The organism is Flavobacterium pectinovorum (genome assembly GCF_900142715.1).
Taxonomy (GTDB): Bacteria; Bacteroidota; Bacteroidia; order Flavobacteriales; family Flavobacteriaceae; genus Flavobacterium; species Flavobacterium pectinovorum.
Window position 1 is genome coordinate 668,255 of the sequence record NZ_FRBX01000004.1, and the last position, 12,351, is coordinate 680,605.

Here is a 12,351-nt window from a genome sequence, read left to right on the forward strand (position 1 = left end):
TTAGTAAATTACCCTAACCTATTGTGTTTTTTAATTCTTCCTTTATATCTTTACTAAAATAATTTATAATGCATAAAAGTTTAGCTTACATATTTATATTTCTTTTTTCTTTGACTGTTAAAGCTTCATTTCTTCTACTTCCAATGGATGAAACAACACAGCAAAATCATCTTAAAGCATATGGAATTACATACTGGTGCTTAAGTAAAGATTACAAAGCCAGCTGGTTGCTAAATTATAGAGGCGGCTCTTTTTTGCTTCCTGATGTTGAAGAAATCCGAAAAGAATGTCAAATTCGTGGAGTAAGCTTTGAAGTGCTTTCAGATAGTGAAGAAGCTTCGATTTTAAATGAAATTTCCAGTCCTTCTCAAAATATGGAATCTGTGATTCTTGAAAAAGCACCAAAAATCGCTGTTTATACACCAAAGGGCAAACAACCCTGGGATGATGCGGTGACATTGGTTTTAACATACGCCGAAATACCGTTTACACCAATTTATGATGAGGAAGTTTTAAGTGATCAATTATTATTATATGATTGGTTGCACCTGCATCATGAAGATTTCAGCGGACAATATGGAAAGTTTTATGCTGCCTATAAAAACACACCTTGGTATATTGATCAAAAAAAGGATGCAGAGGCTTTAGCGGCAAAATTGGGATATTCAAAAGTATCTCAGGAAAAAGGAGCAGTGGCAAAAAAAATAAGAGATTTTGTTATTGGGGGTGGATTCATGTTTGCAATGTGTTCTGCAACAGACAGTTTTGATATTGCGCTAGCTGCTGATGGTGTAGATATTTGCGAGGCAATGTTTGACGGGGATGCAAGCGAACCAAATTATCAATCGAAATTGAATTTTGGAAATTCGTTTGCTTTTAAAAATTTCACATTAGAGAGACGTCCCGAGCAATATGAGTTTTCAGATATTGATATGACTTTAAAACGCAGAATTCCAATGGAAAAAGATTATTTTTCTTTGATGGAATTTTCAGCAAAATGGGATCCGATCCCGAGTATGTTATGCCAAAATCATACACAATTAGTTAAAGGATTTATGGGGCAAACTACTTCTTTTGATTCTGCTTTAGTAAAATCAAATGTTTTAGTAATGGGTACCTGCGAATTAAATGGAGAAGCAAGATACATTCATGGGGAAAAAGGAAAAGGAATGTTTACTTTTTTTGGAGGCCATGATCCCGAAGATTTTCAACATCAGGTTGGTGATCCGCCAACGGTATTAGATTTACACCCTAATTCGCCAGGTTACAGATTAATACTTAATAATGTATTATTTCCTGCAGCCAGAAAGAAAAAGTTGAAAACGTAATTAGTTTAAGGAAAATTCAAACCAAATCGGAATATGATCTGATATTTTTCGGGCTTCTTGCAAGGAATCAAACGTTTTATAAAATGGAATTATCCCAGAGTTAATATATTTTAAATTATTTTTCTTATAAAAAATATTGTCAAACTCAGATGCCAGACAGATATTATCTTTGCATTCTTGTTTTAATGTTGTCTTTTGTTTTTCTAAAATAGGAGAGAACCCCATTTTTTTCAATGGATTAAAAACGGTATGTGATTCCGGACAATTAAAATCCCCAATAAAGACTAATTTTAGGTTTGGATATTGTTGCGGTAAAAATTTAAAATACTTGATTTCTTTTTCAGGCTGTTTCTTTTTGGTAATAGCATGAAAATTAACTAAAGTAAGTGTTTTTTTGTCGATTATAAAAGTGGCAAAATAAGGTTCGCGGTCAATTTCTAAATTATATTTTTTTTCCAGCCAGGTATTGCCTTGAAGTTTTGCTTTTGATGTTTTCCAGATATAAGCATATCTTTCTTTTTTGTAGCTGTCACCACTTGTAGGATTGCTAACGCTGTAGTCCCATTTTATTCCTTTTTCATTCAGAATTTCTGCTAGTTTTGCTACTGCCTGGGCGCCACCATAACCTGCTACAACTTCCTGAATTGCTATAATATCGTAGTTGCGAATCGTATTCGCTATAATGTTTAACTCAGAATCTGTTTTTGATTTTCCAAAGTTTTCTAAATTCCAAGAGAGAATTTTTACCTGTGAAAATGAATGAAGTGTAAAGAATAAAATTAAGAGACTTAGACTGTTTTTCATGAAATGTTTAAAATATCAAATATAAACCATTTCCAGATTTAAGGATCAATCTGGTATTTTTAATTTTTTTGATACTTTAATTCAGCAGCTAATGTTTTTTATATCTATTCTTTAAAGCAGTTGATATAATAATTATTTGTAAAACTAAAAGTGCTGGTATGAAGATCATTTTCCAGTTAATTTCTAACCATCCTGTTTTTTCTGACACTAAAGCAAAGCTTATAGAAAGAAATAGACAGAGTAACATTGTTTTCATTATAATTTTATTTTTTGTTGTATAAAATTTGGAAATAAATTTCCGGTATTGAATCTCATCTGAATCGATATCTGAATGTGATTTCATTTTGTAGGTTAAGGGGTTTTAAGCAAACTTAAACCTATAAATGACAATTTCCTTACGGGAAACCGTAAAACCATATAATTAAACAAGACCAAAGTCTTTTGCAATTGCAATTAAATGAACATTATTGTTGGCCTTAAAGTAAATTTTTAATTTATTAATTCTTTTTTCCAGACTACTCGTTCCATTTGGAGCTATTGAATTAGCTTTAAATTCACTGGAAATATTTTCTAAGGTAAGGCCCTGAGCTAATAATTTTAAAATAGAAATGTCATAACTTTCTATTTCGATCAAAGTTTTATCATTAAAGCTAAAAGATAAATCCGATGAAAGAATTTTTTCTTCGTTTTGAAATGTTCTTTCTATTGCTTTTTTTAATTCGTTTATGCTATTTCTGCCTTTTGAAACATATGCATTAATTTTAAAATCATTAAAAAGTGATTTTATTCGGTATGATTTATCTTCAATCGAGAATACAATTTTTTTAAGTTTAGGCTGCACTGCATTAATAGCCTCTACTAAATCCTCTCCAGAGGTTAAGTTTACTTTACGATGATCTGTTTTAAAAGACAAATCAGTAATTAATAAATCGTATGGTTCATTATCATTTAAGGCTTTTTTAATTTTCAAAATCCCATCATCGCAATATTTTACATGATCAATTATAGGAACTTTAAGTTCTTCAAGTACTTGAATAACAGCTATGCTAATACTATCTAGATCTTCGGCAACTAAAACTTTTTTGTACATATTGATTGTTTATAAAGGGAACGAGAAACTTAATCTAAAACCTTTTTTAGAATTTTTGTCAAAAGTAATGGTTCCATTTATAGTTTTTATACGGCTTTCCACATTTTGGAGGCCATTTTTAAAAATTAATGCGTTGTCACTTATTCCTACACCGTTATCTGTATATATTACGGATAAATTATTTTTGGTTACTTTAAAAATTGTACTTACTAAGGTTGCATTACTGTGCTTTTTCATGTTCAGGAACAACTCCTGTAAAACCCGGTAAAGTGTAATCTTTTTATTTTTATCAATTTGATTCCAGAAAACAGAATCTAATCCATTCAATAAAATGTTTACATCTGTAGTTTGGAATTCAGAAATCATTTCTTTTAAAGCAATTTGATAGAATTCGTTTGTTGCTATTGAACTGTTTTCTTTAGAAATTTTTCTCGTTTTTGAATACAGAATGTCTAGATTATTTATAAAATGTTCTTTATTTTCCAGATGCTCCAGATCTTTTCTTTGTGCAAAAGAAAGGGTTTCATAAACATCATTAGCTAATTCATCATGTAGTTTTTTAGAAATTCGCATTTCACTTTTTAAGATTTCATTATTTTTTTCTTTTCGCCCCTTTAAAGTCAAATAAAAATAAAGTAATAAACTTAATCCTGTTGTACATAATATTATGATATAAGAAACTAGATTTCGTTTTTTTTGTCTTTCTAACTGCAATTCATTCTTTGCTTTTTGATCTTTAAGCTGTAAGTTTTCAAATCTATCTTGCTTTGAATCATATTTTATTCTTGCAAACTGATTTTTTGCTTTTAGTTTGGCCTCATTTGCACTATCAACAAGCGAGATAAAAAGTTGAGTATATTTTTTCAAATCATTTCCTTCACTGCTTCTGATTATCAAATCCAGGCTTTGAATTTTGTTTTTTGTGTTTTTTAGTTGTTTTGCGAGATCATATGCTTTTTGGCCATAATATTTTGCTATTACAGGATCTGTTTTTTGATAGTACTCTGAAAGATGCTTGTAGTTGTAAGTTAGTGCGTTATAATTCTTGAATTCCAGATTAATAGCAAGACTTTTTTGAAAACATCGCAACGATTCGGGTTTTCCTTGTTCGATGTAACATATGCCTAAGTTGTCTAAAATTCTGGCGTATTCAGTTTCATTTAATTCTTTGATCTCTGTGTACTCAGGCTTAATTCTTAATAGAGAGAGTAATATTTTTTCGGATAGTTTGTACTTTTTTTGCTTAATAAAATTTAAACACATACTATTCAAAACCACTATCTTTCTATAAGTACTGGTTTTTAAATGCAAGGCTTTTCTTTGATAGAAAAGAGCATTGCTATAATCGTATGTATAGTAATAATTATCAGCAAATTGTTCATATACATTTGCTGCAAACCTTGGTTTTTTTATTATTTTTAAATACGGAAGGGTTTTGGTGAGTAATAATTCACTGGTTATAAAATCTCCTTGTCCTGACTCAATACTAGCCATACAAGTTATAGCATATACATAATCAATGTAGTCAACTTTTGTATCGCAAAGTAATTGTGCCTTATTATAATAATAATAGGAGATGTCTTCTTTATAATTTTCAAAAAAGAAATCAGCTTTGGCAAGAATTTTTCTGATCTCTTTTTTGTTAGTTTTTCTATTTGTCAGTTTTTCATTTTTTACAGGTTTTAATAAATAGAAAACACCTATTACTATTAGAAATAATGTAAGTATTGCGAGGAGATTTTTTAAAACCCTTTTCCTCTGAAAAAAAATATAAAGTTTTTTCATTGTTATATTGTAAATTTTAGAAAAACTTTAAAACCTTTTTGAGGAGCAGAATCAATATCAATTTGTCCTTTAATATTTAAAACCCTTTGTTCAACATTGTGTAATCCGTTTTTAAAAGTAATGTCATCAATGTTTGCACCTTTTCCATTATCTATATAATTGATAAATATATTTTTATCTACAGTTTTAAATGTAATGCCAACCAGTGTTGCATTGCTATGTTTTTTCATGTTCACAAGTAATTCTTGCAAAACTCTGTAAACAGTTATTTTTTTATTTCTTTCAATATCATTCCAGGAAATAAAATCCAAACCATTAATAAGAAGATTTGTATGGGTAGTGTCAAATCCGGAGATCATTTCTTTTAAATAAAAAACGTAGTTTTCGTCTGTTATGACAGGACTATTCTCTTTAGAAATATCTCTTGTCCTTAAATAAATAGCATCTAAATGATTTAATAATTGCTCTTTATTTTCTGTAACCGAGAGATTTTTATTTTCTGCAAAAGCCATAGTGTGATAAATATCGTTGGCTAATTCATCGTGTAATTTCTTCGAAATATGTGTCTCACTTTGATATGTTGCTTCAATTTTATCTTTTGTTGCTCTGGCAGTCATGTAAAAATAAAGTATTAAAATTAAAAACAAACTAAATGCAATAATGATGTATGAAACAATATTTCGATTTTTTTGCCTCTCTAATTGTAATTCGTTTTCTGTTTTATTGGCTTTTAATTCTAAATTTTCATCTTTTTCTTTTTTGGAATCATATTTAATTCTCGCAAACTCATTTTTTGCTTTTTGTCTTACTATAGAAATACTATCAACCAATTCAATGTATGTGATTGAATTTTTCTTCAACTCGGCACCATTACTGTATTTGATTATTAATTCTAATGATTTTAATCGATCGTCTATACAATTTGCTTTCGTGTATTTTTCATAAGCTAATTTTGCATATTTCTTATATAGTTCTGGATTACTATTTTTGTAAAATTGTGACAAATGCTTATAACTCATTCCTAAACCTAAAGCATCTTTTTGCTTTAATCTAATTTGTAGTGCCTGATTCAGGAAATCTATTGCGATAGGATTACTATCAAGAGTGTAGCAATATCCCAGATTGTCAAGAGCTTTGGAAAATAATGTAGGGTTATTTCTAATTTCTTCCTCATTAAGGATAGTTTTGAATATTTGAATAGCTGGTTTGTATTTTTTTTGTTCGCGATATACCAAAGCAATATTGTTTTTCATTGCTATTTTTCGCTTTTTGTCAGTGTTTAATTGATAAGCCTTTTGATAATAAAGAATTGAATTTTCAAAATCATAAGTAAAAAAATAATTGATTCCAAGTATACGATATATAGTCCATGTATAATCTAGGTTGTTTGCTTTGATTATATATGGAATTGCTTCTGTTGCAGTTGTTTCACTGCCAATATAGTCGCCATTATTTTGTTGTATTTCAGACATCTTTAAAAGCGAAAATGCAATTTTTTCTATGTCAGTTTTTTGATTAGCATTTAGTTTTGTTTGGTTATAGTAATGAAATGCATTGTTGAACTTTTCTTCTTTATCAAATTGATCTGCTTTGTTAATTAAGCTATCGATTTGTTTTTTTGATTCTTTTGATTCATTGTTTTCATTACTATTTTTTTGACAAGAGAAAATAATGACAATTAAGGCAAACAAAATATATAGATAGAATTGTATTCTTTGTGGTATCATGCGCCAAAAATATATAATTCTAAGTGTTGAGAATACGTATAAATACCTGTTTTTGAAAAAATTTGAAAATTAAGAAATTGAGATTCTCATTTAGAGGCATATACAAACAAGCCTTCACACAGGAAGGCTTGCAGTTGATCTGAATGTTGTAAAATTAATCTTTATAAAATTATGCAGCTCTCGATCCCGTTGCTATTGCTAATCTGTTCCATGAATTAATTGTAATGATAATAACAATAATTTCTGCAAGATATTTTTCATCAAATAGGTTTGCGGCATTTTGATAAACTTCATCAGATACGTGATTACTAATCATTGTAATTTGTTCTGTCAATGCCAAAATTGCTTTTTCCTCTTCAGTATATACATCAGCTTCACGCCATGAACTTAGCAGGTAAATACGTTTTTCTGTTTCACCATACTTTCTTGCATCTGCGGTATGCATGTTAATACAAAAAGCACAACCATTAATTTGTGATGCGCGAATTTTTATTAGCTCTTTGTGTGTTGTAGTTACTGATGTTTTTGCATTGTATTTTTCTAAGTTCATTAAAGCTTCATAAGCTTCAGGCGCAACTATTGGAACAACGATTCTTGGCTTCATTTTATTATTTTTTAAAGTTTGATACAAAGGTCAGGCATCTCTTATTTAAAAAACTTGAACTACTTCAAGAAAAGTTAGACTTTGCCAGCTCTTATTTTGCTCATAAATTCTGCTGAAAAATCGAGGTAGGAGGCAATCATATACTGAGGAACACGTTGCACAAATTCCGGATGCAGATTATTGAAATGATGATACCTTTCTTCTGCCGACATGGTAAATAAAAATTTAATTCGCATTTGTGCAGCTCCAAATGATTTTTGAGATACAATTCGGAAATACCTTTCCAGTTTTGGAATTTCAATTAGAATTGCTTCCAACGTTGTTTTCTCAATGGCAACGACTATTGAGTTTTCTACTGCCTGAATGTAAAAATGGGAAGGGATATGATTGTGATAGCTTAAATAATCGGTTATCCACCAATTTTCGATACCAAATTGAAGAGTTTGTTCTGCGCCTTTAGAATTAATTATATATTGTCTCATGCAGCCTTTTATGATGAAATATATAGTGTTGCAAACCTGACCTTCTTGTAAAACAAGCTCTTTCTTCTTTATTTTAGAAATACTTAAAGCAGATTCTAAAATGTCAATTTCTGAAGGTTCCAGATTAATATGCTTTTGAATATGTTGTAAAAGCGAAGTATGCATGTAATTTTTTTTTATGCAAATTTACTTAACAATGAATCTCTGCAACATCATAAAAACAAAAAACCATCCCGTATAGGATGGTTTTTTTATGATAAGTAAGTAATCTAAATTGAGTTTATAAAACGTTTATTTTACTTTATTAAGTATTGCTTTGAAAGCTTCTGGGTGATTCATAGCTAAATCTGCAAGAACTTTACGGTTCAATTCGATTCCGTTAGCTTTAACTTTCCCCATGAATTGAGAATAAGACATTCCTTCTAATCTAGCTCCTGCGTTAATACGTTGAATCCATAAAGCACGGAAATTTCTTTTATTCTGTTTTCTGTCACGGTAAGCATAGCTCATCGCTTTCTCTACCGCGTTCTTAGCAACTGTCCAAACGTTTTTACGTCTACCAAAGAAACCTTTGGCTTGCTTCATTATTTTTTTTCTTCTTGCTCTTTTAGCAACTGAATTTACCGATCTTGGCATAATTTTAATGTGTTTTTGTAGCAGGCGTCCTGAATTAAATCAAAGGAACTTAAAAGCCATACTCCAAGGTTATATAAATAATTTTTTAACCTAAAGAATTATTAGATAATTCTTAATTGTTGTTTGATGCTTTTCATATCTGTAGAGTGAACTAGCGCTGAGTGAGTCAAAGCTAATTTACGTTTTTTAGATTTTTTAGTCAAGATGTGACTTTTAAAAGCATGCTTTCTTTTAATTTTTCCAGAACCAGTAACTTTAAAACGTTTCTTGGCGCTAGATTTTGTTTTCATTTTAGGCATTTTTCCTAGTGTTTTAATTTATTCTTACTTACTTATTTTATTTCAGATTAGCAGTTTCAAATTCAAGACTGAATACTGAAACTGCAAACTGATTACTTTTTCTTTTTCGGAGCAATGAACATAATCATTCTCTTACCTTCTAAAACCGGCATAGCTTCAACCTTACCGTGTTCTTCTAAATCTGTAGCCAAACGTAGTAATAAAATCTGTCCTTGATCTTTATAGATAATCGAACGTCCTTTAAAGAAAACGAATGCTTTTAATTTAGCACCTTCTTTAAGGAACTTCTCAGCATTTTTTCTTTTAAATTCATAATCATGCTCATCAGTCTGAGGACCAAAACGAATTTCTTTTACTACAACTTGCGTAGATTTAGCTTTTAATACCTTATCACGTTTCTTTTGTTCGTAAACAAATTTCTTGTAATCCATGATTTTACAAACCGGCGGCTCAGCGTTTGGCGAAATTTCAACCAAATCCAATTCGAATTGATCTGCTAAACGTAAAGCTTCTGCAAGCTTAAATACACCTGGTTCGATGTTCTCGCCTACTAGTCTTACTTCTTGTACACCACGAATATTATTATTTATTCTGTGTGCATCTTTTTTTTCTACTCGAGGTTGATAACCTCTGTTGCTTCTTATTGCTATGACTTTATAATTTAAGTTAAACTGTAAAAACTTTTAATGTCTTTTTTATTTCTTCGTTTACAATAGCGACAAATTCATCAATTGTAACTGTAATATTCCCTTTTCCTTCTTGACCGTGACGACGAATTGAAATAGTTCCGTTTTTCTCTTCTTCCTCACCAACAATCAGCATAAATGGTATTTTTTGCATTTCTGCATCTCTAATTTTCTTGCCAATTGTCTCGTTTCGGTTGTCAATTAGGGCGCGAATTTCGTGATTTTCTAGCAAATCTAAAACTTTTTTAGCATAAATTTCGTATTTCTCACTCAAAGACAAGATTATAGCCTGTTCTGGCATAAGCCAAAGTGGGAAATTTCCTGCAGTATGTTCTAGTAAAATTGCGATAAATCGTTCCATAGAACCAAAAGGAGCTCTATGGATCATAACTGGACGATGTAATTCATTATCAGCACCTTTATAGGTTAATTCAAAACGCTCAGGCAAGTTATAATCAACCTGAATAGTTCCTAATTGCCATTGTCTTCCCAAAGCATCTTTTACCATAAAGTCAAGCTTCGGGCCATAAAAAGCAGCCTCGCCATATTCTACTACAGTATTCAGTCCTTTGTCAGCCGCAGCGTTGATAATTGCATTTTCTGCTTTCTCCCAATTTTCATCAGAGCCAATGTATTTCTCTCTGTTTTCCTGATCTCTTAATGAAATTTGAGCAGTAAAGTTTTCAAAACCTAACGAACCGAATACATAAAGTACAAGATCGATAACTTTTTTGAACTCTTCATCTAATTGCTCCGGAGTACAAAAAATATGTGCATCATCCTGAGTAAATCCTCTTACACGAGTTAAACCGTGCAATTCACCAGATTGCTCATATCTATATACAGTACCAAATTCGGCATAACGCTTAGGTAAATCTTTATATGACCAAGGTCTTACATTATAGATTTCACAGTGATGAGGACAGTTCATAGGTTTCAATAAAAATTCTTCGCCTTCAGCAGGAGTATTTATAGGTTGAAAACTATCAGCACCATATTTAGCATAGTGACCAGAAGTTACATAAAGTTCTTTCTGACCAATATGTGGAGTAACTACTTGCTCGTATCCGGCTTTCTTTTGAGCTTTCTTTAAAAACTGTTCTAAACGATCTCTAAGCGCAGCACCTTTAGGTAGCCATAAAGGTAAACCTTGTCCAACTTTTTGAGAAAAAGCAAACAATTCAAGTTCCTTACCTAATTTACGGTGATCACGACGTTTTGCTTCTTCAAGAAGTTCAAGATATTCAGTTAGATCCTTTTGTTTAGGAAAAGAAGTTCCGTAAACACGAGTTAACTGTTTGTTTTTCTCGTCACCTCTCCAGTAAGCACCGGCAACGCTCATGATTTTAAAGGCTTTAATAATTCCGGTATTCGGAATATGTCCACCGCGACATAAATCAGTAAAAGTAGCATGATCACAAAAAGTGATAGTTCCGTCTTCAAGATTCGAAATCAATTCAGTCTTATAAACGTTATCCTTGTACATTGCTAAAGCGTCGGCCTTACTAACCGGACGCATTTTGAATTCGTGTTTTTCTCTTGAAATCTCAAGAACACGATCTTCGATTTTTTTAAAGTCAGCTTCTACAATTTTTTGATCTTCAAAATCAACATCATAATAAAACCCATTAGAAATTGCAGGTCCAAGAGTTAATTTAATTCCAGGATACAATTCCTCTAAGGCTTGAGCCATTACGTGGGAAGTTGAATGCCAGAAAGCTTTTTTGCCTTCCGCATCATTCCAGGTATATAAAATAAGACTACCGTCGGTCGTCAATGGAGTTTCGGTTTCAATTGTTGTACCATTAAAGGATGCTGAAATCACGTTTCTTGCAAATCCTTCACTAATGCTTTTAGCAACCTCCATCGGAGTTACGCCAGAAGCAAACTCTCTAATTGACCCGTCGGGTAAAGTAATCTTAATCATTGTTTATAATTTTGTGAATGCAAATATAACGCATTACTAAAATACATACAATATATATATGCATGTTTATACTATATATATGTAAGGAATAAATATTACCCATAATCTAATGCTTTTCTCTACGTATATATAAGGTGAAAATTATACTGTAATATATAAGTGTGATTTTGTCAGAGCGAAGTCGGAGTTTTTTTATTGAAATTAATATTAATGAGGAGCTGTTCCCGCTGTTCCTTCCAATCTTTTGTGGTGAACCCCACCACAAAAGGATTTTCCCTCCCATCGGGGCTAGGGGAGTTGTTTTCAGGAGAAGTGTTGTTTATATAAGGAGTAAACAGGGAAAAAAGACTTTGTGTCTTAATGCCTTTGTTGCAAAAAGCCAAAAAAGGCATTCAAAAGGATGAAAATCCCGGAAAAGAAGCAGAAAGCAAATGTTTGTAGAGTTCTCAGAAAAGAATGTATTAGTATGTAAAGTCCATAAAAACGGTAGTTCATGAAACAAAAGAATTGAGATAAACACAAACACTACAGAAAATTCCTAGAAACGACAAAAAATATCAAATCGTAAGTTTTGAGTTATCAGAGTGTTAAGAAAAACTTTTGTAAAAGATTAAAATTATATAAAAAAAAGGCTTGTAAATGTAAATAAAGGTGCTATTTTTGCACCCGCAACAGCGATAGACGTTCTAAGAAATACTGACAAGCATACGGATTTTGGAAAGAAAAATTTTTTCAAAAAAAGATTCAAAAAAGCTTGTGAGATTTAAAAACAGAAGTTACATTTGCACCCCGCAAAACACGGAAAGTTCATTGACAGATTGGTAAATAAGAAGTGAAAAAGGAGATTAAAATTTTCTTTAAAAAAACTTCAAAAAACATTTGCCAGTTAGAAATAAGTTTTCTACTTTTGCACCCGCTTTGAAACACAAGCGAAACAAAATTGAAACACGTTCGTAGACATATTGAATTGACAGCCGTTTTGA

The 12,351-nt window shown here is 31.1% G+C and carries 11 protein-coding genes; 1 reads left to right on the top strand and 10 read right to left on the bottom strand.

Translation table 11 applies throughout. The annotated features are described in order from the left end of the window. Positions 1–68 precede the first annotated feature (68 nt). Positions 69–1,328 carry an asparagine synthetase B gene (locus BUE22_RS16780; protein WP_073396658.1) on the top strand — a complete coding sequence of 420 codons (1,260 nt, stop codon included), beginning with the start codon at positions 69–71 and terminating at the stop codon, positions 1,326–1,328. Here the strand turns inward: BUE22_RS16780 and BUE22_RS16785 are convergent, their stop codons facing one another. From BUE22_RS16785 to thrS, 10 genes are all read right to left on the bottom strand, one after another. Beyond that, on the bottom strand, positions 1,329–2,132 hold the full coding sequence (locus BUE22_RS16785; RefSeq protein WP_073396661.1) for an endonuclease/exonuclease/phosphatase family protein: 804 nt from the start codon (positions 2,130–2,132) through the stop codon (positions 1,329–1,331). A 421-nt stretch (positions 2,133–2,553) separates the two neighbouring features. Beyond that, positions 2,554–3,222: a DNA-binding transcriptional response regulator gene (locus BUE22_RS16795; RefSeq protein ID WP_073396667.1), complete on the bottom strand. Its 669-nt coding sequence runs from the start codon at positions 3,220–3,222 to the stop codon at positions 2,554–2,556. 9 nt (positions 3,223–3,231) lie between these two features. Beyond that, positions 3,232–5,007: a tetratricopeptide repeat-containing sensor histidine kinase gene (locus BUE22_RS16800; protein WP_084540274.1), complete on the bottom strand. Its 1,776-nt coding sequence runs from the start codon at positions 5,005–5,007 to the stop codon at positions 3,232–3,234. A gap of 2 nt (positions 5,008–5,009) precedes the next feature. Next, positions 5,010–6,734: a tetratricopeptide repeat-containing sensor histidine kinase gene (locus BUE22_RS16805; protein ID WP_073396670.1), complete on the bottom strand. Its 1,725-nt coding sequence runs from the start codon at positions 6,732–6,734 to the stop codon at positions 5,010–5,012. 169 nt (positions 6,735–6,903) lie between these two features. After that, a complete protein-coding gene (locus BUE22_RS16810) occupies positions 6,904–7,338 on the bottom strand; it encodes a carboxymuconolactone decarboxylase family protein (protein ID WP_073396673.1) in 435 nt (144 codons plus the stop codon). A gap of 74 nt (positions 7,339–7,412) precedes the next feature. Continuing rightward, on the bottom strand, positions 7,413–7,985 hold the full coding sequence (locus tag BUE22_RS16815) for a Crp/Fnr family transcriptional regulator (protein WP_073396675.1): 573 nt from the start codon (positions 7,983–7,985) through the stop codon (positions 7,413–7,415). A 126-nt stretch (positions 7,986–8,111) separates the two neighbouring features. Further along, the gene (rplT, locus tag BUE22_RS16820) at positions 8,112–8,456 is read right to left on the bottom strand and encodes a 50S ribosomal protein L20 (protein WP_017498429.1); all 345 of its coding nucleotides are present in this window, start codon (positions 8,454–8,456) and stop codon (positions 8,112–8,114) included. Positions 8,457–8,557: 101 nt separating this feature from the next. After that, a complete protein-coding gene (rpmI, locus tag BUE22_RS16825) occupies positions 8,558–8,755 on the bottom strand; it encodes a 50S ribosomal protein L35 (RefSeq protein ID WP_007810722.1) in 198 nt (65 codons plus the stop codon). A gap of 92 nt (positions 8,756–8,847) precedes the next feature. Further along, positions 8,848–9,399 (bottom strand): translation initiation factor IF-3, encoded by a 552-nt coding sequence (infC, locus tag BUE22_RS16830; RefSeq protein WP_072974136.1) that lies wholly within the window; start codon positions 9,397–9,399, stop codon positions 8,848–8,850. A gap of 22 nt (positions 9,400–9,421) precedes the next feature. Beyond that, positions 9,422–11,368 (bottom strand): threonine--tRNA ligase, encoded by a 1,947-nt coding sequence (gene thrS / locus BUE22_RS16835; protein ID WP_042567370.1) that lies wholly within the window; start codon positions 11,366–11,368, stop codon positions 9,422–9,424. Between the last annotated feature and the right edge of the window lie 983 nt (positions 11,369–12,351).